This window comes from Streptomyces sp. NPDC005728 (assembly GCF_040630895.1).
Lineage (GTDB): Bacteria > Actinomycetota > Actinomycetes > Streptomycetales > Streptomycetaceae > Streptomyces.
In genome coordinates this window covers 97677-122015 of sequence record NZ_JBEXYL010000019.1, presented here as the reverse complement: position 1 = coordinate 122015, position 24339 = coordinate 97677, and the positions used below count along the sequence as shown (strand labels likewise).

General features: G+C 71.8%; 24 protein-coding genes and 1 pseudogene. 7 read left to right on the top strand and 18 right to left on the bottom strand.

All coding sequences use genetic code 11. The annotated features are described in order from the left end of the window. The 6 genes and pseudogenes from ABZ471_RS15930 to ABZ471_RS15905 form a co-directional block, all read right to left on the bottom strand. A pseudogene (locus tag ABZ471_RS15930) lies at positions 1–551 on the bottom strand (histidine kinase); the annotation flags it as partial. Positions 552–696: 145 nt separating this feature from the next. Beyond that, positions 697–1389: an ABC transporter ATP-binding protein gene (locus ABZ471_RS15925; RefSeq protein WP_359066725.1), complete on the bottom strand. Its 693-nt coding sequence runs from the start codon at positions 1387–1389 to the stop codon at positions 697–699. A 78-nt stretch (positions 1390–1467) separates the two neighbouring features. Beyond that, positions 1468–2664 (bottom strand): alginate lyase family protein, encoded by a 1197-nt coding sequence (locus ABZ471_RS15920; protein ID WP_359066724.1) that lies wholly within the window; start codon positions 2662–2664, stop codon positions 1468–1470. A 163-nt stretch (positions 2665–2827) separates the two neighbouring features. After that, positions 2828–3592 carry a DUF3710 domain-containing protein gene (locus ABZ471_RS15915; protein ID WP_359066722.1) on the bottom strand — a complete coding sequence of 255 codons (765 nt, stop codon included), beginning with the start codon at positions 3590–3592 and terminating at the stop codon, positions 2828–2830. Position 3593: 1 nt separating this feature from the next. Continuing rightward, positions 3594–4172: a dUTP diphosphatase gene (gene dut / locus ABZ471_RS15910; protein WP_359066720.1), complete on the bottom strand. Its 579-nt coding sequence runs from the start codon at positions 4170–4172 to the stop codon at positions 3594–3596. Then, positions 4169–4753 carry a PaaI family thioesterase gene (locus ABZ471_RS15905; RefSeq protein ID WP_359066718.1) on the bottom strand — a complete coding sequence of 195 codons (585 nt, stop codon included), beginning with the start codon at positions 4751–4753 and terminating at the stop codon, positions 4169–4171. The genes dut and ABZ471_RS15905 overlap by 4 nt, the downstream gene beginning before the upstream one ends. Before the next feature lie 112 nt (positions 4754–4865). On the opposite strand from ABZ471_RS15905, the gene ABZ471_RS15900 reads away from it, so the two are divergent. Continuing rightward, positions 4866–5321 carry a DUF3093 domain-containing protein gene (locus ABZ471_RS15900; RefSeq protein WP_359066716.1) on the top strand — a complete coding sequence of 152 codons (456 nt, stop codon included), beginning with the start codon at positions 4866–4868 and terminating at the stop codon, positions 5319–5321. 24 nt (positions 5322–5345) lie between these two features. Here the strand turns inward: ABZ471_RS15900 and ABZ471_RS15895 are convergent, their stop codons facing one another. From ABZ471_RS15895 to ABZ471_RS15880, 4 genes are all read right to left on the bottom strand, one after another. Next, a complete protein-coding gene (locus ABZ471_RS15895) occupies positions 5346–6260 on the bottom strand; it encodes a hypothetical protein (protein ID WP_359066714.1) in 915 nt (304 codons plus the stop codon). Between the two features lie 13 nt (positions 6261–6273). After that, positions 6274–6570: a DUF4193 domain-containing protein gene (locus tag ABZ471_RS15890; protein ID WP_005481602.1), complete on the bottom strand. Its 297-nt coding sequence runs from the start codon at positions 6568–6570 to the stop codon at positions 6274–6276. Positions 6571–6963: 393 nt separating this feature from the next. Continuing rightward, positions 6964–8211 (bottom strand): HAMP domain-containing sensor histidine kinase, encoded by a 1248-nt coding sequence (locus tag ABZ471_RS15885; protein ID WP_359066712.1) that lies wholly within the window; start codon positions 8209–8211, stop codon positions 6964–6966. Positions 8212–8217: 6 nt separating this feature from the next. Beyond that, on the bottom strand, positions 8218–8871 hold the full coding sequence (locus tag ABZ471_RS15880; RefSeq protein ID WP_003993508.1) for a response regulator transcription factor: 654 nt from the start codon (positions 8869–8871) through the stop codon (positions 8218–8220). A 413-nt stretch (positions 8872–9284) separates the two neighbouring features. Between ABZ471_RS15880 and ABZ471_RS15875 the strand changes: the two genes are divergently transcribed. Beyond that, positions 9285–9458, top strand: a complete 174-nt coding sequence (locus ABZ471_RS15875; RefSeq protein ID WP_173456694.1) for a hypothetical protein — start codon at positions 9285–9287, stop codon at positions 9456–9458. A 95-nt stretch (positions 9459–9553) separates the two neighbouring features. Here ABZ471_RS15875 and ABZ471_RS15870 read toward each other — a convergent pair whose 3' ends face one another. Both ABZ471_RS15870 and ABZ471_RS15865 read right to left on the bottom strand, forming a co-directional pair. Further along, complete coding sequence (locus ABZ471_RS15870; RefSeq protein ID WP_359066710.1) at positions 9554–10369, bottom strand: inositol monophosphatase family protein; 816 nt, start codon at positions 10367–10369, stop codon at positions 9554–9556. Between the two features lie 135 nt (positions 10370–10504). Further along, positions 10505–11626 carry a ferrochelatase gene (locus ABZ471_RS15865; RefSeq protein WP_359066708.1) on the bottom strand — a complete coding sequence of 374 codons (1122 nt, stop codon included), beginning with the start codon at positions 11624–11626 and terminating at the stop codon, positions 10505–10507. 172 nt (positions 11627–11798) lie between these two features. Here ABZ471_RS15865 and ABZ471_RS15860 point away from each other — a divergent pair, with 172 nt between their 5' ends. The 3 genes from ABZ471_RS15860 to sepH all read left to right on the top strand — a co-directional run bounded on the left by ABZ471_RS15860 (position 11799) and on the right by sepH (position 15863). After that, positions 11799–13037, top strand: coding sequence for an MFS transporter (locus ABZ471_RS15860; protein WP_359066706.1), 1239 nt, complete (start codon positions 11799–11801; stop codon positions 13035–13037). Next, positions 12997–14316, top strand: a complete 1320-nt coding sequence (locus ABZ471_RS15855) for a D-arabinono-1,4-lactone oxidase (protein ID WP_359066704.1) — start codon at positions 12997–12999, stop codon at positions 14314–14316. Before ABZ471_RS15860 ends, ABZ471_RS15855 begins: the two co-directional genes overlap by 41 nt. A gap of 506 nt (positions 14317–14822) precedes the next feature. Beyond that, entirely contained in the window at positions 14823–15863 is a 1041-nt protein-coding gene (gene sepH / locus ABZ471_RS15850; protein WP_359066702.1) for a septation protein SepH, read from the top strand. Positions 15864–15923: 60 nt separating this feature from the next. Here sepH and ABZ471_RS15845 read toward each other — a convergent pair whose 3' ends face one another. Beyond that, on the bottom strand, positions 15924–16775 hold the full coding sequence (locus ABZ471_RS15845; protein WP_359066700.1) for a sulfurtransferase: 852 nt from the start codon (positions 16773–16775) through the stop codon (positions 15924–15926). A 321-nt stretch (positions 16776–17096) separates the two neighbouring features. Between ABZ471_RS15845 and ABZ471_RS15840 the strand changes: the two genes are divergently transcribed. After that, complete coding sequence (locus ABZ471_RS15840; RefSeq protein WP_359066698.1) at positions 17097–17888, top strand: VOC family protein; 792 nt, start codon at positions 17097–17099, stop codon at positions 17886–17888. A 94-nt stretch (positions 17889–17982) separates the two neighbouring features. Here ABZ471_RS15840 and ABZ471_RS15835 read toward each other — a convergent pair whose 3' ends face one another. The 5 genes from ABZ471_RS15835 to ABZ471_RS15815 are packed head-to-tail and all read right to left on the bottom strand — an operon-like array spanning position 17983 to position 23704. Continuing rightward, entirely contained in the window at positions 17983–18633 is a 651-nt protein-coding gene (locus ABZ471_RS15835; RefSeq protein ID WP_359066696.1) for a thymidine kinase, read from the bottom strand. Between the two features lie 45 nt (positions 18634–18678). After that, a complete protein-coding gene (locus ABZ471_RS15830; protein ID WP_359066694.1) occupies positions 18679–19923 on the bottom strand; it encodes a nucleotide pyrophosphatase/phosphodiesterase family protein in 1245 nt (414 codons plus the stop codon). Beyond that, positions 19923–20519, bottom strand: coding sequence for a DUF5998 family protein (locus tag ABZ471_RS15825; protein ID WP_359066692.1), 597 nt, complete (start codon positions 20517–20519; stop codon positions 19923–19925). Before ABZ471_RS15825 ends, ABZ471_RS15830 begins: the two co-directional genes overlap by 1 nt. A gap of 1 nt (position 20520) precedes the next feature. After that, positions 20521–20808: a hypothetical protein gene (locus tag ABZ471_RS15820; protein ID WP_359066690.1), complete on the bottom strand. Its 288-nt coding sequence runs from the start codon at positions 20806–20808 to the stop codon at positions 20521–20523. Positions 20809–20827: 19 nt separating this feature from the next. Next, positions 20828–23704, bottom strand: a complete 2877-nt coding sequence (locus ABZ471_RS15815) for a GNAT family N-acetyltransferase (RefSeq protein WP_359066688.1) — start codon at positions 23702–23704, stop codon at positions 20828–20830. A 178-nt stretch (positions 23705–23882) separates the two neighbouring features. Here ABZ471_RS15815 and ABZ471_RS15810 point away from each other — a divergent pair, with 178 nt between their 5' ends. Further along, positions 23883–24164: an HPr family phosphocarrier protein gene (locus tag ABZ471_RS15810; protein ID WP_071373146.1), complete on the top strand. Its 282-nt coding sequence runs from the start codon at positions 23883–23885 to the stop codon at positions 24162–24164. Positions 24165–24339 lie beyond the last annotated feature (175 nt).

Here is a 24339-nt window from a genome sequence, read left to right as displayed (position 1 = left end):
TCGACCTTGTCCGGCTTGTAGATGTTGCCGTGCGCCATACGACGGCGCAGCGCCTGCGGGGACATGTCGACCAGCTCGATCTGGTCGGCGCGCCGCACGACCTCGTCGGGGACCGTCTCCCGCTGCCGCACCCCGGTGATCGACTCGACCACGTCGCCCAGCGACTCCAGGTGCTGGATGTTGACCGTCGAGACGACGTCGATCCCCGCCGCGAGCAGTTCCTCGACGTCCTGCCACCGCTTGGCGTTGCGGGAGCCGGGGACGTTGGTGTGGGCGAGTTCGTCCACGAGGGCGACGGCGGGGGCCCGGTGCAGCACCGCGTCGACGTCCATCTCACCGAAGGTGGTGCCCCGGTACTCCAGCTGCCTGCGCGGCACCTGCTCCAGACCGTGCAGCATCACCTCGGTGCGCGGCCGGTCGTAGTGCTCCACGTACGCCACCACGCAGTCGGTGCCCCGCTCGATGCGGCGGTGCGCCTCGGACAGCATGGCGTAGGTCTTGCCCACGCCCGGTGCCGCGCCGAGGTAGATCCGAAGCTTGCCGCGTGCCATGGCCCCATTGTCTTCCCGTAACTACTGCGTACGCAGCGTCGACCTTACGGCCAACGATGTGGCCAAAGGGGACGATGGCCCGGTCAACGGGGGTCTTTGACACAACTCTGACGGCGCCGGACAGCTCCGGCGGGGCGGCACGATCTCAGTGCTGCACGATCTCCCCGTCACGCAGCTCCAGCACCCGGTCGGCGAGGTCGAGCAGGGTCGCGTCGTGCGTGGCGACCAGCGCGGTGGCCCGTTCGGTGCGCACGACGGCCCGCAGCAGCTCCATCACGGCGTGGCCGGTCTCGGCGTCCAGCTGGCCGGTCGGCTCGTCGGCGATGAGCAGGGCGGGCCGGTTGGCGAGGGCGCGGGCGATGGCGACCCGCTGCTGCTGGCCGCCGGACAGCTCGCCCGGCCGCTGGGCGGCGTGCTCGGCGAGCCCGACGAGGGACAGCAGCAGCTCGACGCGTTCCTCGCGCTCGCGCGGCTCTGCCCGGCGCAGCCGCAGCGGTACGCCCACGTTCTCGGCAGCGGTGAGGATCGGGATGAGCCCGAAGGACTGGAAGACGAACCCGATCCGGTCCCGGCGCAGCTCCAGCAGCCCGCCCTCGCCGAGTCCGGCCAGGTCCTGCCCGTCGACCTCGACCCGCCCCCGGTCGGGGGTGTCGAGTCCGCCGACGATGTTCAGCAGGGTGGTCTTGCCGGAACCCGAGCGCCCCTTGAGGGCGACGAGCTCGCCGCGCGGGACCTCGAAGGAGACCCCGCGCAGGGCGTGGACGGCGGCGGCGCCGCGCCCGTACGACTTGTGGACGTCCTCGACGCGCACCATGGTCTCGGTGAGTACCTGGCTCATTCCGCCTCCCCCGTGTCCCCCGCGTCCCGCGTGGGCCGGGCGCCAGTATCGCCGCGGGACGCCCGGCCGTTCAACGGTTCAGTTCGGGTTGTCGCCGTGGGTGAGGGTCTCCCAGGCGACGAAGAGGTTGTTGCTGCCGGCCGGGCGGTTGTTCCGGGTCAGTGTCTCGGTGTTGGTCATGGCGATGCCGAGGCGGTTGTGCAGGGCGTTGTAGCCGACCTCGGTGACCGGGCCGAGCCCGAGCTTGAGGGAACCGCCGCACAGCCAGCTGGGGGCGGCCGTGCCGAGCTGGTACTTGGACTGGAACCCGAGCGCCTGCCGCAGCCGCTCGCCGACGTCGGTGCCGTACAGGTCCTGGCCCTGGATCCGGCTGGTCTCGGCGACGTGCGAGATCGCGGAGATGCCGTACCCGGTGTGCGTGAAGTCCCGGCAGGTCTCCTGGGTGAGCCCGGTGACGAAGGTGGACTGGCCCTGCCAGTAGGAGACGATCTTGGCGGTGGTGTCCAGGTTCTGGCTCGGTACGGTCTTCGGCACCGAGCCGTCGGAGGACAGGTAGACATAAGCGGCGGTGCGGGTGCGGAACTTGGCCATGGCGGTGTCGTACGACGTCTTGTCCTCGAGGAAGACGGATATGCCCACGGCGGCCTCCATCATCGACAGCTCCCAGTTGCCGTTGGAGTTGGAGCCCTTGATGACGACCGGCAGGTAGACGTTGCGCAGCATGGTCGCGAAGCGGCCGGAGTTCGCCCAGGTTCCGGTGTAGGTGTACTTGATGATCTCGGCGGCCTTGGGCCAGGAGGAGCCCGCCCAGCCGGTCTGCAGGGGCGCGTTGCTGTTGGTGTGGCTGGTGATCGTGGCCGACCAGGCGTCCATGATCTGGATGGCCTTCTGGGCGTAGCGCGTGTCGCGGGTGATGTACCAGGCGAGGGCGTCGGTGTAGGCGGCGATCGCGTCCTCGCGCTCGTCGGTGCAGCCGTAGTTGGGGTTGGAGTAGGGGCCGCACTCGACGGTGGCCCGGGGCTTGGGCGTGCGGTTCAGGTCGGCGTAGGGGCTCGCCGTCATCTGGTCGTACGCGCCCTTCCAGGGCTGGGCACCGGCCAGCACCTTGCCGCGGACGAAGTCCAACTGGCTCTGGGAGACAGTGACTCCCGGGTGGACGAAGGCGGTGGGGGCGGAGTGAGCGGCGGGTGCCGTGAAGACGCCCAGCAGCAGGGAGGCCACGACTGCGAGCAGTGGGGTACGGCGCACAGTGACTCCGTTCTTGTATGTGAACATGGAGCGCCTTTGTGAACACAGGCGTTGGCCGGAGACCGTAGGTACAGACCATTCAGCCGTCAAGAGGTCGCGCAAACGAAAGGGGCGGTGCGAAACGGGCATGCGAAAGGGCCGCCCCCAGAAGCTGGGGGCGGCCCTTGAACCGCTCGGCGGAGCGGAACGTCTAGCGGACCTCGGTGATCTCCGGTCCGCGCTGCAGCTGGCCCATGCCGCCGGAGAAGCGCGAGCCCTCCTCCTGCTGGACGCCCTCGGGAACCATCTGGGCGTCGTTCGGCAGCTTCAGGACGATCGGGTCGCGGGGCGCCATCGGGCCCTCGCCCCGTGCCACGACCGTGTCACGGAAGATCTGCTCCAGCAGGCCGGCGGCCTGCGGCTGCACGGCCCCCTGACCGGAGATCACACCGCGCAGGAACCAGCGCGGGCCGTCCACGCCGACGAACCGCACGACCTGGAAGCCGCCGGTGCCGTCGGGCAGCTGCACCGGCACCTGGGCGCGCAGCTCCCAGCCCAGCGGACCCTCGACCTCGTCGACGATGCCGCCCTGCTGGGTGATGCCGCCCGCGATCTCCTCGCGGACCTCGCCCCAGATGCCCTCGCGCTTGGGCGCGGCGAAGGCCTGGAGCTGGACGGCGCTGTCCCGCAGCACGACGGTCGCCGCGACGATCGCGTCACCGGCGACCTCGACCCGCAGTTCCATGCCGTCGACGCCCGGCACGAACAGACCGCCGAGGTCGACACGCCCCTCGCCCGGGTCGCGCACCTCGGTGCTGTCCCACGGCCCGTCGGGCCGGGGCTCGGGCTCCAGCCGGACGCGCTCGCGCTCGGCCTCTTCCTCTTCGTCCGCCTCGCTGTCGACGCTGTCGACGACCTGCTCGGCCTCGCCGGCCGCGTCCTCGGCGGCACCCTTCTTGTTGCGACGTCCGAACACGTCACTGTCCTTCCCGGTCGGATACGACCGAAGCGTATCGATTCCCACCCGTCCCGCCGCCCATGGCGGCGGGACCGCTTGTGCCGCTCTCGCCGCCCACCGCAGCGTGGCCGCCGGTGGACCCGAAGCCCCCTTCGGCCCGCGCGGAGCCGGGAAGTTCCGCCACCTCCTGGAAGCGGACCCTCTCGACCTGCTGGACGACCAGTTGGGCAATCCGGTCGAAGCGCTCGAACCGCACGGACTTGCGCGGGTCGAGATTCACCACGATCACCTTGATCTCCCCACGGTACCCGGCATCAACCGTCCCTGGGGCATTCACCAAGGCGACACCGCAGCGGGCGGCGAGACCGGATCGAGGGTGCACGAAGGCCGCGTACCCCTCCGGGAGGGCGATCGACACGCCCGTGGGCAGCACGGCCCGCTCACCGGGCTTCAGTTCGCAGGCCTCGGTGGTGCGCAGATCGGCTCCGGCGTCCCCCGGGTGCTCGTACGCCGGAAGCGGTACGTCCGGGTCGACGCGGGTCAGCAGCACGTTCAGGGGATCGCGGCGGACGGGGCCGGCGGGGCTGTCAGGGGTCACGGGTTCACCTCGAAGGCGCGGGAGCGCCGGATCCGGTCCGGGTCGCTCATGGCGGCCTGGATCTCCTCCTCGCGGCCGTGGTCGATGAAGTGATCGACCTTCACCTCGATGAAGAGGGCGTCCGCGCGGACGGCGACGGGCCCTTCGGGGCCGCCGATCCGCCCGGTGGCGGTGGAGTAGATCTTCCGCCCGGCCACGGCGGTGACCTCCGCCGCCAGATGCAGCAAGGTGCCCACCGGGACCGGCCGCACGAAGTCGGTCTCCAGCCGGCCGGTGACGGCGATGGTCCGCAGCAGCCAGTTCAGCGAGCCGAGGGTCTCGTCGAGGGCGCTGGCCAGCACTCCGCCGTGCGCGAGGCCGGGGGCGCCCTGGTGGGCGGGCCGGACGGTGAACTCGGCGGTCAGCGAGACGCCCTCGCCGGCGCGCGCCTCCAGGTGCAGCCCGTGCGGCTGCCCCGGACCACATCCGAAACAGTGTTCGTAGTGGGCACCGAGAAGCTCACCGGGTGCGGGAGCATCGGGGTGCCGGACCGGTTTCACCGCGTCGGCGGGAGGCTGAAGAGCTGCGGAACTACCACTCACAGCCGCAGACCTTACCCGCCCGCCCGTCACCCGCCGTCGCCCTGCCCGACAGCGCTTCGCGCGGGCCGCCCCGGCTCCGGTCGTTCCCCGCCACCGTGCCAAGCTTGGCCCCATGCAGCTCTCCGCCACCCCCTACGAAGAACGCCTCACCGCCCCCCGCTCGTGGTGGCTGATCAGCTTCCTCGTGGGCGTCTCCTTCGCCCTGATCCTGCTCCCCTTCGGCACCCTGCCGTTGCTCGGCGGCCTGGTCGGCGGCACGGCCGCGGCAGCGGTGGTGGCCAGCGCCTACGGCTCCCCGCGCATTCGCGTGGTCGGCGACTCCCTGATCGCGGGCGAGGCGAAGATCCCGGTGTCGGCGCTCGGCACGTCGGAGGTCCTGGACCCGGAGGAGGCCCGCGCCTGGCGCACGTACAAGGCAGACACCCGCGCCTTCCTGCTGCTGCGCGCCTACATCCCCAGGGCCCTGCGCGTGGAGGTCACGGACCCGGACGACCCGACGCCGTACCTGTACCTGTCGACACGGGAGCCGGAGAGGCTGGCAGCGGCGATCGAGGCGGCGCGCAAGTAGGCCGGTTCCCCGCCGCCGGGGACCTCAGTCCCCCGGCTCCCGGGGAGGCTCGCTCAGCTGCACCGGATCCGCCGGCTTCTCCAGCGGCGGCAGCTCCGGCAACGCGTCCCAGGGCACCTGCATCCTGCGCAGGTCGGCCCGGATCCGCGCAGCGAGTTTCTTGGTGTCGCGGCGGTTCATGACCGCCCCCACGGCGGCGCCCACCATGAACGGCATGAGGTTGGGCAGATCCCGGACCATCCGCTTCATGATCTGCTGACGCAGCTCGCGTTTCATCCGGCCCCCGAGGGCCGCGTCGATGGTCGACGGTTTCGCCACGTCGATCCCGCGCTCCCCCGACCAGGAGGACAGATACGCGGTACTGCGGGCCTTCAGGTTCCCCGGCGGCCGTACGCCGTACACCTCGTGCAGCTCGGCGATCAGCTTCAGCTCGATCGCCGCGACGCCGGTGATCTCCGCGGCCAGCTCGGTCGGCATGGCGGGCGGCACGGGCAGCATCGCCGCAGCCCCGATCCCGGCCCCGACCGTCGAGGTCGCGCCCGCCGCGCCCGCCACGAGCTTGTCGGCGAGCTGCTCGGGCCCGAGGCCCGGGAACTGTCTGCGCAGCGCCGCGAGGTCGCGTACGGGGATACGCGGGGCGATCTCGATGATCCGGTCCGCGAGGTACCCCAGCCCGGCCCGAGCGCGGCTGCCGCCCTTACGGGCACCTTCCCGGGCCAGCTGACGGGTCTTGTCACGGATCGCCGCAGCCCGTCGCCGGGCGACGGGCGCGGGCTCCTGCACCAGCGGCCCGTCCCGGCCGGGAGCCGGTTCGAGCGAGGCTCCCGCACCGGGAGAGCCCCGCTCGCCGTCACGCGCGCCGTACGGGCCGTCGTACGGCCCCTTGTCCGCTCCCGGCAGGGGGAAGCGGCGCTTCCGTGGAGGGGTCGAGCCAGTCACGGCCGACCCGTCCTCAGTCGCAGTCGCGGCAGATCGGCTGACCGTTCTTCTCCCGGGCCAGCTGGCTGCGGTGGTGCACCAGGAAGCAGCTCATGCAGGTGAACTCGTCCTGCTGCTTCGGCAGCACACGGACGGCCAGCTCCTCGTTCGAGAGGTCGGCGCCCGGCAGTTCGAGGCCTTCGGCGGCCTCGAACTCGTCGACGTCCACCGCTGAGGTGGACTTGTCGTTCCGGCGAGCCTTCAGCTCTTCAAGGCTGTCCGAGTCGACGTCGTCGTCGGTCTTGCGTGGAGTGTCGTAATCGGTTGCCATGTCGCTCTCCCCCTCTGGGTGTCTGCGGTGTCTCCAGCGCACGTAACGCGTGAGAGGCCGGACTTGTGCCCGACCTGAGGCGGAGATTTTGCCTCACATCAAGGTCTGTTACTCAATCGACACCCAATCCGATCTCCCAAGAGTGATCGGCTTGGATGGCGGTGAGGACCGTACACGGTTCGAATGTCGCACTTCAAAGGCGCCTCATCGTGTACTTCCCGTGATCAAGAGCCCTGAAAACCCGGATTTTACCGGCTTTACGACTCCTGTCATGATCACGGAGAGTACATGGCTGGAAATCCGCCCATGTGATCGATCACACAGGCACAACCGTCACGGGTACCCAGAAAATTCCGCGCAAAGCGAACATCCTCCGCGTGTGTCGGATCCTCGTCACAACGGCAGCGTGACGCGCATGACCAGGCCGCCGCCCTCGCGGGGCTGCGCCGCGATGTGGCCGCCGTGTGCGCGGGCCACGGACCGGACGATGGACAGGCCGAGGCCCACGCCCTTGTCGCTGCCCGTGCGCTCCGTACGGAGCCGTCTGAAGGGCTCGAAGAGGTTGTCGATCTCGTACGCCGGCACGACCGGCCCGGTGTTCGAGACGGTCAGCACCGCCTGCCCGTGTTCCACCTCGGTGGTCACCTCGACCCAGCCCGCCTCGGGCACGTTGTAGCGCACCGCGTTCTGCACGAGGTTCAGGGCGATCCGCTCCAGCAGTACGCCGTTGCCCTGTACCACGGCCGGCTTGCGCTCGCCGCGGATCTTCACGCCCTTGGCCTCCGCCTCACCGTGCACCTGGTCGACGGCCTGGGTGGCCACCTCGGCCAGGTCGACCGGCTTGCGCTCGACGATCTGGTTGTCGCTGCGGGCGAGCAGCAGCAGGCCCTCCACCAGTTGCTCGCTGCGCTCGTTCGTGGCCAGCAGCGTCTTGCCGAGCTGCTGGAGCTCCACCGGTGCGTTCGGATCGGACAGGTGCACTTCCAGGAGCGTTCGGTTGATCGCCAGCGGCGTGCGCAGCTCGTGGGAAGCATTGCCGACGAAGCGCTGCTGGGCGGTGAAGGCCCGCTGGAGGCGCTCCAGCATGTCGTCGAAGGTGTCCGCCAGCTCCTTCAGCTCGTCGTCAGGGCCGTCCAGCTCGATCCGGCGGGACAGGTCGGATCCGGCGACCTGGCGGGCGGTGCGGGTGATCCGGCCGAGCGGGGACAGCACCCGGCCCGCCATCGCGTAACCGAACGCGAAGGCGATCACGGCAAGGCCCAGCAGGGCGAGCAGGGAGCGGCTGAGCAGGTCGTCCAGTGCGGCCTGGCGCTGTTGGTCGACGCACTGGCTGATCGCGTCCTTGAAGTCCTGCAGCGGCAGGCGGGTGGTGTTGATCGCGGGGCAGTTGTCGCTGGAGACCTTGAGGTCCTGGAAGCTGACGATCTTGAACAGGGGCTGGTTGCCGGTGCTGATCGCCTGCGCGGCCAGCAGGTAGATGATCGACAGCAGCAGGATGCCGGCGATCAGGAACATGCCGCCGTACAGCAGCGTGAGCCGTATGCGGATGGTCGGGCGCAGCCACGGGAAAGGGGGCTGCGGCCGCCGGGGGTCCCAGGTGGGTTTCGGAGGCGCCTGGGGCGGCGCGGGTGTCGCGGCCACGGCGGATCAGATCCGGTAGCCGGAGCCGGGCACGGTGACGATCACGGGCGGCTCGCCGAGCTTGCGGCGCAGCGTCATGACCGTCACGCGCACCACGTTGGTGAACGGGTCGGTGTTCTCGTCCCAGGCCTTCTCCAGCAGCTGCTCGGCCGAGACGACCGCGCCCTCGCTGCGCATCAGCACCTCCAGGACCGCGAACTCCTTGGGCGCGAGCTGGACCTCCTTGCCGTCGCGGAAGACCTCGCGGCGGTTGGGGTCGAGCTTGATGCCGGCGCGCTCCAGGACCGGCGGCAGGGGCACGCTCGTACGCCGTCCGAGGGCGCGCACGCGCGCGATCAGCTCGCTGAACGCGAACGGCTTGGGGAGATAGTCGTCGGCGCCGATCTCCAGGCCCTCGACCCGGTCACTGACGTCGCCGGACGCGGTGAGCATGAGCACGCGCGTGGGCATGCCCAGCTCCACGATCTTGCGGCAGACGTCGTCGCCGTGGACGAGCGGGAGGTCGCGGTCGAGGACGACCACGTCGTAGTCGTTGACGCCGATGCGCTCCAGGGCGGCCGCACCGTCGTACACGACGTCGACGGCCATGGCCTCCCGGCGCAGTCCGGTGGCCACCGCATCGGCGAGCAGCTGCTCGTCCTCGACGACGAGTACGCGCACGTCGGTTGTCCTTCCTGTGTCCGCCCGCGCAGCGCTCTGTGACCGCGCGCGGGCAGGGGTGTCCGTGGGATGTGACCTCCATCCTGCCCTTTTCGGCCATAAGTCGGCGGTAAGACGGGGTCCGGACCGCAGGGATCCCGCTGCCGGGGCGGGAATGCGGGATTTTCTCGAGTGGTTGAGGTTTCCGCGGAAGGGAGCGGGGGGAGGACGGCTTTACACCCCGCGATCACGCTCTGCACGTGCCGCAACACCATGCGGTACTTCGCGATCCGCTTCCGCAGAGCGGGCGTGGGTGTCCGGCACCGTCGCCGCCCGGCAGGGCAGCGCTGGGCACCTGCGAGAGACGTGATCGCCCCTTCTGAACGGCACACCCCCGTGCCACCGACCCACGACCCAGGACGAGGGGGCGCAGCATGGACGCATTCACCGCAGGACTTCTGCAGCGCATAAAGGCGACCGAGTCCGACCTGTCGCGGGCTCGTGACGAGGGCGACGACTTCCTCGCCGAGGTGGAGCAGGCAGAGCTCGACGACCTGCGCCGCCTCGCCGCCGAACACGGTGTGGAGGTCGGCGCGTCACGCGTCTGATCGGCCCGAAACGCACAGGGCAGGCCCCCCCGGTGAATCCAGCGCCGGGGGGCCTGCTTTTTTGCCCGGAACTGCCGGACGCGGCGCGGCCCCCGTCAGTCGTGCCACGCCCCGAAGCCGTCCAGCAGCCGCTGGAGCGGCTCGAAGACGCCGGGGCTACCGGCGACCGTCAGATCGCGTGACGGGCGCTCTCCGGGCCGTCCACCGGTCAGCGCACCCGCCTCCCGCGCGATCAGGTCCCCCGCGGCGAAGTCCCAGGCGTTGAGTCCCCGCTCGTAGTACCCGTCCAGCCGGCCGCAGGCCACGTCGCACAGGTCGACCGCGGCCGACCCGCCGCGCCGGATGTCCCGCACCAGCGGGATGAGCCGGGCGGCCACCTCGGCCTGGTGCGCGCGGACGTCGGCGACGTAGTTGAAGCCGGTGGAGACCAGCGCCTGGTCCAGCGGGGGCGCGGGGCGGCAGGACAGCGAGCGCTCGCCCTCCCACGCGCCGGCGGCCCAGGCGCCGCCGCCGCGTACCGCGTGGTACGTCTCGCCGCGCATCGGAGCCGCGACCACCCCGACGACGGTCTCGCCGTCCTGCTCGGCCGCGATGGACACGGCCCAGGTCGGCAGCCCGTACAGGTAGTTGACCGTGCCGTCGAGCGGGTCGATCACCCAGCGGATGCCGCTCGTGCCCGCGGTGTCGGCGCCCTCCTCGCCGAGGAAGCCGTCGCCGGGGCGGCGGCCGGAGATCAGGTCGGTGATCAGCTTCTCCGCCGCGATGTCCATCTCGGTGACGACGTCGATCGGACTCGACTTGGTCCTGGCCACCGCGAGGTCGGCAGGGCGTCCGTCGCGCAGCAGCTCACCGGCGCGGCGGGCGGCCTCCTGGGCCAGGTCGAGCAGTTCCCTGTGCAGGGGGTCGGTCACGGGTCTCCTCACGCGTACGGGGGTGTCTTCTGGATCAGGTCGGCGGAAGGAAACGGTGCCTGGCCGACCTGAGCGGGGTCCGGGGGAAGCGCGCGCCGGACTCCGCGTCGCCGGCATGGTCCGGGCGACACCCCGCTAAAGGCTGTCGGCGCCCGCGGCGGCCGGGCGGGGGGTGCGGGACGGGCAGCAGCCGACCGGGCAGACGTTGTGGCTCGCGCCGAGCGCACCGAGGGCGCACGGCATGACCTGCTCCCCTCGCTCCACGCCCGCACGCTCCAGGATCAGCTCGCGGATCGCGGCGGCGAACCGCGGGTCGGCGCCCACGGTGGCCGAGCGGCGCACCGGCAGGCCCAGTTCCTCGGCCCTGGCCGTGGCCTCGGTGTCGAGGTCGTACAGGACCTCCATGTGGTCCGAGACGAAGCCGATGGGCGCCATGACGACGGCCGGGACGCCGGCGGCATGCTGCTCGTCGAGGTGGTCGCAGATGTCCGGCTCCAGCCAGGGGATGCGCGGGGCGCCGGAGCGGGACTGGTAGACGAGCCGCCAGGGGTGGTCGACGCCGGTGCGCTCGCGGACGGTGTCGGCGATCAGCTGGGCCACGTCCAGATGCTGCTCGACGTACGCGCCGCCCTCGCCGTGGGCCTCGACCGGGCCGGAGGTGTCGGCGGCGGCGGTCGGGATGGAGTGGGTGGTGAACGCGATGTGGGCGCCGGAGCGTACGTCCTCGGGGAGGTCGGCGAGGGAGCGCAGCACTCCGTCGGCCATGGGCTCGACGAAGCCGGGGTGGTTGAAGTAGTGCCGCAGCTTGTCGATCTCCGGCAGTTCCAGGCCCTCGGTCTGGAGGGCGGCCAGCGCGTCGGCGAGGTTCTCGCGATACTGGCGGCAGCCGGAGTAGGAGGCGTAGGCGCTGGTGGCGAGCACCAGGATGCGGCGGCGGCCGTCGGCGACCATCTCGCGCAGGGTGTCCGTCAGGTACGGCGCCCAGTTGCGGTTGCCCCAGTAGACCGGCAGGTCCAGGCCGTGGTCGGCGAAGTCCTTGCGCAGGGCGTCCAGCAGGGCGCGGTTCTGGTCGTTGATCGGACTGACCCCGCCGAACAGGAAGTAGTGCTGCCCGACTTCCTTGAGGCGCTCCTTGGGGATGCCGCGCCCGCGCGTGACGTTCTCCAGGAAGGGGACCACGTCGTCCGGGCCTTCGGGGCCGCCGAAGGAGAGCAGGAGCAGGGCGTCGTACGGTGTGGCATCGAGCGCGTCTGGCATGCCTCGATCCTGCCACCCGGCACCGACAGCCGGGCAACAGCGGGGTGAAGAGTCGAGTTCCAGTGGGTTTAGTCCGGTATTTCCCGCTGTGATTCCCGATGCGATGAGGGTGACCTAACTCGTAACCTGTACCGGCAGCCTTCGCGCCTTACCGACCCGCCCCGGAGACCACGTGCCCAGCCCTTATCGCGCCCTGTTCGCCGAGCCCGGCACCAAGGGCTTCTCCGCCGCGGGTTTCGTCGGCCGGATGCCGCTGTCGATGATGGGCATCGGCGTCGTCACGATGGTCTCCCAGCTCACCGGGCGCTATGGCCTCGCGGGCGCACTGTCGGCCACCATCGCGCTGTCCGCCGCCGCGATCGGGCCGCAGATATCCCGGCTGGTGGACCAGCACGGCCAGCGCCGGGTCCTGCGCCCCGCGACCCTGGTGGCGCTCCTGGCCGCCGCCGGGCTGCTGCTCGCCGCGCATTTCGAGTGGCCCGACTGGGTGCTGTTCGTCTGCGCGGCCGGGATCGGCTCGGTGCCGAGCCTGGGCGCGATGATCCGGGCCCGCTGGGCGGCCCTGTACCGGGGCACGCCGAAGCTGCACACCGCCTACTCGTTCGAGTCGGTGGTGGACGAGGTGTGCTTCATCTTCGGGCCGATCATCTCCATCGGTCTGTCCACGGCCTGGTTCCCGGAGGCGGGCCCCCTGCTGGCCGGCTGCTTCCTTGCCGTCGGCGTCTTCTGGCTGACCGCCCAGCGCGCCACCGAGCCGGAGCCGCACCCGCGCGAGCGGCACGAAGGCGGCAGTGCGCTGCGCGCGGCCGGGCTCCAGGTCCTGGTGGCGACCTTCGTGGCCACGGGGACGATCTTCGGGTCCGTCGACGTGGTCACCGTCGCCTTCGCCGACGAGCGCGGCCACAAGGCCGCAGCGAGTGTGGTGCTGGCGCTGTACGCGGCCGGTTCCTGCCTGGCCGGCGTGATCTTCGGACTGCTCCGCTTCGCGGGGAAACCGGAACGTCGCTGGCTGCTGGGCGTGGCGGCGATGGCCGTGAGTATGATCCCCCTCCTACTGGTCGGAAACCTGCCGCTTCTGGCCGTGGCGCTGTTCGTTGCGGGGCTGTCCATCGCACCGACGATGATCACGACGATGTCCCTCATCGAAGAGCACGTACCTCGCGCGAAACTCACCGAGGGGATGACCTGGGTGAGCACCGGCCTCGCGGTCGGCGTCGCGCTCGGCTCCTCCGTCGCCGGCTGGGTGATCGACGCAGCCGGCGCGCGTGCCGGGTACGGGGTTCCGGCCGTGTCCGGTGCCGTCGCGGTCGCGGTCGGTTTCCTCGGGTACCGCCGGCTGCGCAGGCCGGCCGCGGGTCGGGGAGGCACCGTTGAGCACCACAGCGAGCGCGAAGAACGGCACCTGGCGTAACTGGGGCGGCAATGTCGCCGCCCGCCCTGCCCGGCAGGTCGCACCGGCCTCGGTGGAGGAACTGGCGGCGGCCGTACGCAGGGCCGCCGAGGACGGCCTGAGAGTGAAGGCGGTCGGCACCGGGCACTCCTTCACGTCCATCGCCGCCACCGACGGTGTCTTGATCCGCCCTCAACTGTTGACCGGTATCCGCAACATTGACCGGGACGCCATGACCGTCACGGTCGAGGCGGGCACCCCGCTCAAGAGACTCAATGCGGTCCTGGCGCGCGAGGGGCTCTCGCTCACCAACATGGGCGACATCATGGAGCAGACCGTCTCGGGGGCCACGAGTACGGGCACGCACGGCACCGGCCGGGAGTCCGCCTCCATCGCCGCCCAGATCAGGGGACTCGAACTCGTGACGGCGGACGGCTCGGTGCTCGCCTGTTCCGAGAAGGAGAACCCGGATGTCTTCGCGGCCGCGCGCATAGGCCTCGGTGCCCTCGGCATCGTCACCGCGATCACCTTCGCCGTGGAGCCGCTCTTCCTGCTCACCGCGCGCGAGGAGCCGATGACCTTCGACCGGGTGCTGGCCGAGTTCGACCAACTGTGGGCCGAGAACGAACACTTCGAGTTCTACTGGTTCCCGCACACCGGCAACACCAACACCAAGCGCAACAACCGCAGCGCGGGCCCCGAGCAGCCGGTGGGGCAGCTCGCGGGCTGGTTCGAGGACGAGTTCCTCTCCAACGGCGTCTTCCAGGTGGCCCAGTGGGTCGGACGCGCCGCGCCGGCGAGCATTCCCGCGATCGCCCAGGTCTCCAGCAAGGCCCTGTCCGCGCGGACTTACACCGACATCCCTTACAAAGTCTTCACCTCGCCGCGCCGGGTGCGCTTCGTGGAGATGGAGTACGCCGTCCCGCGCGCGGCGCTGGCCGAGACGCTGCGCGAGCTGAAGGCCATGGTCGACAACTCCGGCCTGCGCATCAGCTTTCCGGTCGAGGTGCGCACCGCACCGGCCGACGACATCACCCTGTCCACCGCCTCCGACCGGGACAGCGCCTACATCGCCGTCCACATGTTCCGGGGCACGCCGTACCAGGCGTACTTCACCGCAGCCGAGCGGATCTTCACGGCGCACGAGGGCCGGCCGCACTGGGGCAAGGTGCACACGCAGGACGCGGAGTACTTCTCCGAGGTGTACCCGCGCTTCGGCGAGTTCACGGCACTGCGGGACCGCCTCGACCCCGAACGACTGTTCCAGAACGACTACTTGCGGAGGGTTCTGGGGGCGTAGCCGTCGCACCGGACCTGTTGGGCATGGGGGCCGAGGCGACCGGGTCACCGCTCGGTCCCCCTCGACTCCCCTCGGCAGTCACGAGAAAGGGACGTACGGACGAAACCAATAGTTCCGTTTCTGGTGATTGCGTGAAGTTCGCCACGTTCATGATCCGCGAATCCGCTCACGGACGGCCAAGTCGCAGCCCTTGCCAGAAGTTGGGCGGCGCGCCAATCCACGCACGTGGCCCAAATGGAGTACTGTTGCGAGCCCTGGGTCCGGCCTCCCACCAGGGTGTCCGCGGCCTTGCAGGACCGCCGGGAGGGGGCTAGTTGCACAGGGTGATGGAGTTCGTCACTTAGCGTTGCGAATAGGTAACCGTGCCATAACGGCGGACCAGGGCCCGTGCCCGACACGCCGGGCAACTCGGCAAGGTTGTGGCAGGCTGCACCCGGGCAGGCCACACTCGACTAGCGGAAGCAGCGACGCACGTGACGTCGGCAGGCACCACCCGGGAGGTCCCCATGCCCGAACTGCGTGTCGTGGCCGTCTCGAATGACGGCACACGGCTGGTGCTGAAGGCTGCCGACGCAACGGAGTACACGCTTCCGATCGACGAACGGCTGCGTGCCGCCGTGCGCGGCGACCGGCCCCGCCTCGGCCAGATCGAGATCGAGGTGGAGAGCCATCTCCGCCCCCGAGACATCCAGGCCCGTATACGCGCAGGTGCCACCGCGGAAGAGGTCGCCCAGCTCGCCGGCATCCCCGTCGACCGGGTGCGGCGCTTCGAGGGTCCGGTGCTGGCCGAGCGCGCCTTCATGGCCGAGCGGGCCCGGAAGACCCCGGTCCGCCGCCCCGGCGAGAACTCCGGCCCGCTGCTCGGCGAGGCCGTCCAGGAGCGGCTGCTGCTGCGCGGTGCCGAGAAGGACACCGTGCAGTGGGACTCCTGGCGCCGCGACGACGGCACCTGGGAAGTGCTGCTCGTCTACCTGGTCGCGGGCGAACCGCACTCGGCGAGCTGGACCTACGACCCGCCCCGGCGGCTCGTCCAGGCCGTCGACGACGAGGCCCGCTCGCTGATCGGCGAATCCGACGACCTCGCCGCACCGGAGCCGAGCTTCCCGTTCGTCCCGCGCATCGCCCGGCTGCCGCGCGAGCGTTCGATGGACCGTGCCCTCGACCGGGGCGACCGGGAACGGCCGAGCCTGCCGGCGCAGTCGTCCGAGCCCGCCGAGGAGAGCACGGGTGAACGCGACTCGCTGACCAGCCTGCTGGAGGCCGTGCCGAGTTTCCGGGGCGACATGGTGGTCCCGGAACGGCCCGTGGAATCCCCGGAGGAGCCCCCCGAGGAACCCGCCGCGGAAGAGCCCCCGGCGCCCGCCGCCTCGGCCGGCTCCGCCTACGCGGACGTCCTCATGCCCCGCTCGGTGGGCAGCCACCGGGACCGGCTCATCGGCGCCACCGACCGTCAGGCGGAGGCCGACGGTGTCCGCCCCGGCCGCCGCGCCGCGGTCCCGAGCTGGGACGAGATCGTGTTCGGAACGCGGCGCAAGAAGCAGGAGTAAACCGGCCGTACGGCCGTATGACGTGGGGGCACGCGTGCGTGCCCCCACACGGCTTCCTGCCTACAGCGGGTCCGGCCCGACCGCCACCGGACGGGACGGATCCGAGGACCACTCCGACCACGAGCCGACGTACAGCGCCGCCGGGATGCCCGCGACGGCGAGGGCCAGCACCTCGTGCGCGCCCGAGACACCCGAGCCGCAGTAGACGCCCACCGGCGCCTCCTCGGACACGCCCAGGGCCTTGAAGCGGTCCCGCAGGTCCGCCGCGGACAGGAAGCGGCCGTCCGGCCCGACGTTCTCGTTCGTCGGCGCCGACACCGCGCCCGGGATGTGCCCGCCGACCCGGTCGATCGGCTCCACCTCGCCCCGGTACCGCTCCCCCGCGCGCGCGTCGAGCAGAACGCCCGAGCGGGCCAGCGCCGCCGCCCCGTCCGCGTCGAGCAACCCGGGCGCGTCCGGCGCCGGTTCGAAGTCTCCCCCGGCCGGGACGGGCGCGTCCGTCGAGAGCGGACCCTGCCAGGACGGCAATCCCCCGTCGAGGACCCGCACGTCCGGGTGACCCGTCCAGTGCAGCAGCCACCACGCGCGCGCGGCCGCCCAGCCCTGTCCGCCGTCGTAGACGACGACCGACCGGCCGGCCGACACGCCCGCACGGCGCATGGCGGCGCCGAACTCCGCGAGGTCGGGCAGCGGATGGCGGCCGCGTTCCCCGGGGGCCGAGGCCAGCTCCCGGTCCAGGTCGACGAAGACCGCGCCGGGGATGTGCCCGGCCGCGTACTCGGCCCGGCCGTCGAACGCCGGGGCGCCCGCCGCCTTGGCCACGCTCAGCTGCCAGCGGACGTCCAGCAGGACGGGCGGGGTCCCCCCGGCGAGGTCCTCGGCGAGTTCGGTTGCGGTGATGATGGCTGTCATGACGTCCATCCTTACGCCAGGGGTGGCCGCGGAGTCCAGGTACGGCTACTCTGCTCGGCCGGGCAGGCTCGATCACGAGGCGTACGGGATCGGGCACACGCTGTACAGCTGACGGACACCCGTCGGCCACCGTCAGGAAGCGGCGAGAGACGGCAGACCAGGCATCCTTCCCGAGGTGGCGCCGGCAGGCCGGCGCCGACCGGCCTGCGGCACCTCGGAGGATGCGGGTACCGGCTCGGGCATGCCCACGCCGGCGGCACACCCCTTCCGGGGGAGCGGATGCGACACGGCCACCGCGAGGGGCCGGGGAGAGAGTGATCGATGACCGAGGCACCGGAGTCGGCCGGCCCGCACGCTCGGCGTGCGCCCGGCGCACCCTGCTGGGTGAGCCTGATGGTGCACCAGCTGGCCGCCACCGAGGAGTTCTACGGAGAACTGTTCGGCTGGGAGTTCCGGCCGGGCCCGCAGCAGCTCGGCCCCTATGTGCGGGCCCTGCTGGACGGGCACGAGGTGGCGGGCATCGGCCAGTTGCCGCCCGACCGCCGGCTGCCGGTCGCCTGGACGCCCTACCTCGCCTCGGACGACGTGGACGAGACGGCCGACCAGGTGCGGCTGTGCGGCGGCACGGTGGCCGTCGGACCGCTGGACGCGGCCGAGGCCGGGCGGATGGCCATCGCCTCCGACCCCTCCGGGGCGGTGTTCGGGATCTGGCAGCGGGCGGCTCACGCCGGCACGGCGCTCAGCGGCGTCCCGGGCACCCCCGCCTGGAACGAGCTGCTCACCTTCGAGACCGCGAGCGTCGCCAAGTTCTACGAGACGGTGTTCGGGTACGAGGAGGAGCCGGTGGTGTCCGCCGACTTCGACTACGTGACCCTGCAGCTCGGGAGCCGCCCGGTGGCCGGCCTGCACGGCATGGGCCACGGGCTGCCCCGGGACCGGGGAAGCCACTGGCTGACGTACTTCGAGGTCGCGGACGCCGACGAGACGCTGCAACAGGTCGCCGGGCTGGGCGGGCGGGTGCTCAGGCCGGCCCGCGACAGCGCGCACGGGCGGGTCGCGACGGTGACCGACCCGGAAGGCGCGGTCTTCTCGGTGATCCAGAGTCCGCACTAGGGCCGGTCCGGCGGATCAGGCCGCGGGAAACCGGCGGTGACTCAGTGCCTGCGGCATGACCCGCTGGACGGGCCCTGAGCCGCTCCCGGCGGCCTCAGACCGAGGACACCGGCAGGACGTCCGGGGACAGGACCGCCGCCCGGGCCGATCCGGCGGTCATCCGGCGCCGGTGGTGGCGGCGGCACAGGACCTCGTAGCCGACCTCGCCGGCGGACTGGTTGACGTCGCCGACGACCACCTGGGCGCCCTCCACCACCATCTCGCCGTCAATCGTGCGGGCGTTGTGCGTGGCACGGGCGCCGCACCAGCACAGCGCCTCGACCTGGAGCACCTCGATGCGGTCGGCCAGCTCCACCAGCCGCTGGGAGCCCGGGAAGAGCTTGGAACGGAAGTCGGTGGTGATCCCGAAGGCGTAGACGTCCATGCCTAGGTCGTCCACCACGCGCGCGAGCTGGTCGATCTGCCCGGGCGCGAGGAACTGCGCCTCGTCCGCGATCACATAGTCCGCGCGCCCGCCCTGCGACAGGTGCTCGACGATGTAGGCGTACAGGTCCTGGCCGTCCTCGACCTCCACCGCGTCGGTGACCAGGCCCAGCCGGGAGGACAGCTTGCCCTCGCCCGCCCGGTCGTCCCGGGTGAAGATCATGCCGACGAGTCCGCGCGCGGAGCGGTTGTGCTCGATCTGCAGAGCCAGCGTCGACTTCCCGCAGTCCATCGTTCCGGAGAAGAACACCAGCTCGGGCATGAGGAGTTGAGCACCTTTCGGTGAGTAGTCACAGGGCGGTGAGGTTCAGGAGCGTACTTCGAGCAGCGGGACCAGCTGCTCGGCAGGGGTCATCGAACCGTGATTGCCGACCAGCGCCGACTCCTTGGGCTCCCGCTCGGAGGCGATGATCAGGACGTCGTCGTGCGCGGCCGCGACGACGTCCCCGATGCGCGCGTACACCCGGTCGTCCACCTGCGGCCCGAACCAGCCCGCCGCGATCGCCTCGTCCCGCGAGGCCACCCAGAACTGCTCGCCGAGCACCTCGCGCCAGCAGGTCAGTACGTCGCTCTCGGCGCCCGGCACCGCGTACACGTGCCGCGCCCGCCCCTCGCCGCCGAGCAGGGCGACTCCGGCGCGCAGCTCCCAGTCCTCGTCGAAGTCGATGCGGTGCTGCTCGTCGAACGGGACGTCGACCATGCCGTGGTCGGCGGTGACGTACAGCGCGCTGCGCGGCGGCAGCTGCTCGGCGAGGCGCTGGGCGAGCCGGTCGACGCACATGAGCTGTCCGCGCCAGGTGTCGGAGGCGACCCCGTAGCGGTGTCCGGCGCTGTCCAGCTCGGCGTAGTAGGTGTACACGAGGGAGCGGTCACCGGCGGCCAGTTGTTCGGCCGCGAGGTCCATGCGGTCCTCGCCGGTCAGCCGTCCGTGGAAGCTGCCGCCGCTGAGCGCGACCTTGGTCAGCGGGGTGTTCGCGAAGGCCGGCGAGGACACCTGGGCGGCGTGCACGCCGGCCTCGTGGGCGAGCTGGAAGACGGTGGGGTACGGCTGCCAGGGGCGCGGGTCCGTGTACGGCTGCCAGCGGAGCTGGTTCATCAGCTCGCCGGTGGCCGGGTTGCGCACCGTGTAGCCGGGCAGGCCGTGGGCGCCCGGCGGCAGGCCGGTACCGACGGAGGCCAGGGACGTCGCGGTGGTCGCCGGGTAGCCGGCGGTGAGCGGGCGGCCGGTGCCGCCGCGCGAGCTGCCGAGCAGCGAGGCCAGGAAGGGAGCCTCATCGGGGTGCGCCCTGAGCTGCTCCCAGCCCAGTCCGTCGATCAGGAAGACGCAGACGCGGTCGGCCGCGGTCAGTTCCTCGATCGTGGCGGTCATGCCGGGGACGCCGAGACCGGCGGCCAGTGTGGGCAGGAGGTCGGCGAGGGAGCCGGTGCCGTACTCGGGCAGCGGCGCGGTGTCCAGGGCGAGCGGTTCGGGGTGGTCCCACTGGGAGGAACCAGGAGGGGTGGGCACGGAGCGCCCTCGGTCATGGGCGGCGGAGGGAGACGGGTGGGACATCAGCGCGTGATGTCCGCGGTCGCCTCGGAGACGGCCTGGGCGAAGGCGAGCGTCTGGCGCACCGTCTCCGGGCCGTCCCCGGCCTCGCTCACGCGCAGGCTGAGGTCGTCCGCCGTGGAGCTGCCCGTGTAGCCGTGGTCGGCCTCGCAGTTGGGGTCGCCGCAGGCGGCGGGCTCCAGGTCGATACGGCTGACCGCGCCCCAGCCGATGGTCAGCACGACCTCGCGGGGCAGCGTGCCCGGCGTGTACTGCTCCGGGTTCGCGACCACCCTGCTGACCACGACCGACGAGACCCGTCCGAGCTTCACGGACTCCGTGGACGTCGTGGCGTACGGCGTCGGGGAGGTGCTGTCGGCGGCCTGCTCGTCGGTGTGGCTGACGATGAAGCGGTTGCCGGTGAGGACCAGGACGGTCACGTGCCGGCGCACCTCGTTCTGGTCGAACGTGGTCTCCTGGTGGACCAGGTACGACCGGATGGGCTCGCCGCCCACAGCGGCCTCCACCGCCTCGGCCACGAGGGCCGGGTAGTAGCCGCTGCGCTCGATCGCCGCGCGCAGCCCCTGGGTCGTCGTACTGGTCTTGGCCATGGCGTCCATCCTAATCCGTGGGCAAGGGGGGTCCGGGCCAGTCGCGGGCACCCGGGGCGGCCTCGGCCCCCGGGCGCGGGTGCCGAGGGACGAGCCCCGGCGGGATGCCCGGCCGCTCGGCGGGGACCGGGCAGGAGACGGGTTCCCTACCACCTGCGTCCGCTGCGAACGCGACCACGAGGGGCGGTGTTTCGTCCGGTTCCCGCGCGAGACGTGCCGTCTCCACGGCCGTGGGCGCGACGGTCACGTCCCCGTCCCTCCGGCCGTCCTCGGGCAGCCGGTGTCCGGCGTTCTCCACGCGGTGCCCCCTCCCCTGCTCAGTAGGCCGGCAGCGTGCGCGGGCCGAGGTCGTCGCGGGCGGGCGGCGGTGCGAGCCGCAGGGTGGCGCCCAGGACGCTCACGCCCTGCTGGGCGACGACGACCGGCTCCAGGGTGACGGCGACGACCTCGGGATGGTCGTCCACGAGCCGGGAGACGCGCAGCAGCAGCTCCTCCAGCGCGGGGGTGTCCACGGGCGTGGAGCCGCGCCAGCCGAACAGCAGCGGGGCCGTCCGGATGGAGCGGATCAGCGAGGTCGCCTCCCGGTCGGTGACCGGGATCAGCCGGTGCGCCGTGTCCCCGAGCAGCTGCGAGGCGGCCCCGGCCAGCGAGAAGGACAGCACGGCCCCGGCGGCCGGATCGATCACCGCTCGTACAACCGTGTCGACTCCCCGGGGGGCCATGGACTGCACGACCGGGCGCAGTTCCTCGGGCTGCCCGAACAGCGCGGACAACTCGGCGTACGCCCGACGCAGTTGCAGCTCGTCCGCCAGGTCCAGCCGTACGCCGCCCAGGTCGGCCCGGTGCCGCAGGTGCGGGGCGGTGGCCTTGAGGGCCACGGGGTAGCCGAGGGTGCGGGCGGCCTCGGCGGCGGCGTCGGGGGTGGGAGCGGACAGCGCCCGGCGGACGTGGATGCCGTACTTGTCGAGCAGCTCGCACGTCTCGGTCTGCCCGATCGTGAGCCCCTGCCCGCGCTCGAGCAGCCCGCCGATCAGCTCGGCGGCCCCCTTCTCGTCGATGTCGTCGTACTCCGGCACCTTCCCCGGATCGGCGGCCTCGCGCCGCCACTGCCCGTACTTCACCGCCTCGGCGAGCGCCCGCACGGCACGCTCGGCGGCGGGGTAGGCGGGGATGAGGCGGGAGTCGCTGCCATCGGCGGCGGCTGCCTCTGCGGTGGGCAGACCCTCCGCGGGGTGACGGGGGTCGCCCGGCTCGGGTGAAGCCGAGAGCGGGGAAAGGTGGGCGCCGCCCTCGGCGCGGGGCTCCTTCGCACCTGCCTGTGGTGCCGTGCTCGTCGCAGCCGACAGAGCCTGCGCAAGCCCCCCGAGCTCCACGTGCACCACCAGTACCGGCTTGCCCGGAGCCGCAGCCGCCGCAGACCGCAGTGCGTCCGCCAGCTCCGCGTCGCCCGGCGACCCCTCCCCGATCGCCGGAATCGCCGTGACGACGACGGCGTCACATGTCGGGTCCGCCAGCGCCCGCGCCAACGCCCGGCGGAAGTCCTCCGCCGTCGCCCCGGTCGTCAGGTCCAGCGGAGGCGACGGCCGCAGTCCTTCCGCGAGAGCCCGGTCGTACGTCAGCACCCCCAGCGACTCGGAGTTCCCGAGGATCGCCACGCGCGGCCCCGCGGGCAGCGGCTGCCGGGCGAGCAGCAGACCCGCGTCGACCAGTTCGGTGATCGTGTCCACCCGGATCACCCCGGCCTGCCGCAGCAGCGCGGAGACGGTCGCGTGCGGCAGCCGTGTCGCCCGTACCGCGTGGCCCTGCGGCGCGGACCCCACCCCCTGCACCACGACCAGGGGCTTGGCAGCCGCCGTGCGCCGGGCGAGGCGGGTGAACTTGCGCGGGTTGCCGAGGGACTCCAGGTACATCAGGACGACATCGGTCTCCGGGTCGTCGTACCAGTACTGGAGGACGTCGTTGCCGGAGACGTCGGCCCGGTTCCCGGCGGACACGAAGGCGGACACGCCGGTGACCCCGGTGACCCCTCCCCCGCGCCGGTGCAGCCGGGACAGCAGCGCGATGCCGATGGCCCCGGACTGCGTGAACAGGCCGATCCGGCCCGGACGGGGCATCTCGGGGGCGAGCGAGGCGTTGAGCCGGACACCGGCCGCGGTGTTGATCACGCCGAAGGCGTTCGGGCCGATGATCCGCATGCCGTACGCGCGCGCCTGCTGGACGAGGGCCCGCTGCCGCTCGCGCCCCTCGGGCCCGCTCTCGGCGTACCCGGCGGACAGCACGACCAGCCCCTGCACCCCGTGTTCACCGCACTCGGAGACCACGGCCGGCACGTACTCGGCCGGTACGGCGACGACCGCGAGGTCCACCGGGCCCTCGATGTTCCCCACCGAGCGGTACGCGGGCACCCCGTCAACCTCCTTGAGGTCCTCGGGGAAGGCCTTGTTCACGGCGTACAGAGGGCCGGAATAGCCGGCGTCCCGGAGGTTGCCGAGGACGCTGCGGCCCACCCCGCCGGGCGCGCGGCCGACGCCGACGACCGCGACGGAGCCGGGTGCCAGCAGCCGCCGTACCGAGCGGGCCTCGGCGCGCTGCTCCCGCGCGCGCTGCACGGCGAGGGAGCGGTCGGTGGGCTCCAGGTCGAACTCCAGGCGTACGACGCCGTCCTCGAAGCTGCGCTTCTGGGTGTACCCGGCGTCAGTGAACACCTTGATCATCTTGGTGTTGGCGGGCAGCACCTCGGCGGCGAAACGCCGGATGCCCCGCTCGCGCGCGACGGCCGCGATGTGCTCCAGGAGGGCGGAGGCGACCCCGCGGCCCTGGTGGGCGTCCTGCACCAGGAAGGCGACCTCGGCCTCGTCGGCGGGGGCGGACGCGGGCAGGCCGTCGGGGCCGATGCGGTCATAGCGTACGGTGGCGATGAACTCGCCGCCGATGGTGGCCGCGAGTCCCACCCGGTCCACAAAGTCGTGGTGCGTGAAGCGGTGGACGTCCTTGGCGGACAGGCGCGGGTACGGCGCGAAGAAGCGGTAGTACTTCGACTCGTCCGAGACCTGCTCGTAGAAGCTGACCAGGCGGTCGGCGTCATCGACGGCGATGGGCCGGATGCGCGCGGTACCCCCGTCGCGCAGCACCACGTCCGCCTCCCAGTGGGCGGGGTACTCGTGCCGGTCGTGCCGGTCCGCCGGGCTCTGCATGGGGCCCAGAGTACGGCTCGCGTCCGACAAGGGCGCGAGGCAGTCTGTGGAGGACGGAAGCCGGACCGAGGCCGCGGTCCGGCGACCCGACCGGAGCGGGACGAAGGTCTGCTCCGGGCACGCTTCGCGATATGGGAAACTGGTCTAGACAACCCTGAACACCGAAGGGCAGCAACACATGGCTGAGCGCCGCGTCAACGTCGGCTGGGCCGAGGGCCTCCATGCCCGCCCCGCCTCCATCTTCGTCCGAGCCGCCACGGCCGCAGGCGTCCCGGTGACGATCGCCAAGGCCGACGGCAACCCCGTCAACGCGGCCTCCATGCTGGCCGTCCTGGGCCTGGGCGCCCAGGGTGGCGAGGAGATCGTCCTCGCCTCCGACGCCGAGGGCGCGGACATCGCCCTGGACCGTCTGGCCAAGCTGGTCGCCGAGGGCCTGGAAGAGCTGCCCGAGACCGTCTGAGCTGCGCCAGGAAGCCGCGTCACCCTTTCCGGGTGGCGCGGCTTCCGCGTTTTCTGACAGTCGACGCTTTTGCGGCAGTCGGCCCGATGAATTCACCACAGGCATACGAAGGGCGTGCGACGCCGAATTTCGGGGCACGCCGGAAAAGGGCAGCGGAAATATGCGTCCGCTAAAT

Bases quoted from the DNA above. Each gene is read 5' to 3' on its own strand.
- ABZ471_RS15810 (WP_071373146.1), top strand. From the start codon at position 23,883: ATGGCTGAGCGCCGCGTCAACGTCGGCTGGGCCGAGGGCCTCCATGCC.
- ABZ471_RS15815 (WP_359066688.1), bottom strand. From the start codon at position 23,704: ATGCAGAGCCCGGCGGACCGGCACGACCGGCACGAGTACCCCGCCCAC.
- ABZ471_RS15865 (WP_359066708.1), bottom strand. From the start codon at position 11,626: ATGCCAGACGCGCTCGATGCCACACCGTACGACGCCCTGCTCCTGCTC.
- ABZ471_RS15920 (WP_359066724.1), bottom strand. From the start codon at position 2,664: ATGTTCACATACAAGAACGGAGTCACTGTGCGCCGTACCCCACTGCTC.
- ABZ471_RS15875 (WP_173456694.1), top strand. From the start codon at position 9,285: ATGGACGCATTCACCGCAGGACTTCTGCAGCGCATAAAGGCGACCGAG.
- ABZ471_RS15825 (WP_359066692.1), bottom strand. From the start codon at position 20,519: ATGGACGCCATGGCCAAGACCAGTACGACGACCCAGGGGCTGCGCGCG.
- ABZ471_RS15835 (WP_359066696.1), bottom strand. From the start codon at position 18,633: ATGCCCGAGCTGGTGTTCTTCTCCGGAACGATGGACTGCGGGAAGTCG.
- ABZ471_RS15840 (WP_359066698.1), top strand. From the start codon at position 17,097: ATGACCGAGGCACCGGAGTCGGCCGGCCCGCACGCTCGGCGTGCGCCC.
- ABZ471_RS15890 (WP_005481602.1), bottom strand. From the start codon at position 6,570: ATGGCAACCGATTACGACACTCCACGCAAGACCGACGACGACGTCGAC.
- ABZ471_RS15900 (WP_359066716.1), top strand. From the start codon at position 4,866: ATGCAGCTCTCCGCCACCCCCTACGAAGAACGCCTCACCGCCCCCCGC.
- ABZ471_RS15830 (WP_359066694.1), bottom strand. From the start codon at position 19,923: ATGTCCCACCCGTCTCCCTCCGCCGCCCATGACCGAGGGCGCTCCGTG.
- ABZ471_RS15845 (WP_359066700.1), bottom strand. From the start codon at position 16,775: ATGACAGCCATCATCACCGCAACCGAACTCGCCGAGGACCTCGCCGGG.
- sepH (WP_359066702.1), top strand. From the start codon at position 14,823: ATGCCCGAACTGCGTGTCGTGGCCGTCTCGAATGACGGCACACGGCTG.
- ABZ471_RS15925 (WP_359066725.1), bottom strand. From the start codon at position 1,389: ATGAGCCAGGTACTCACCGAGACCATGGTGCGCGTCGAGGACGTCCAC.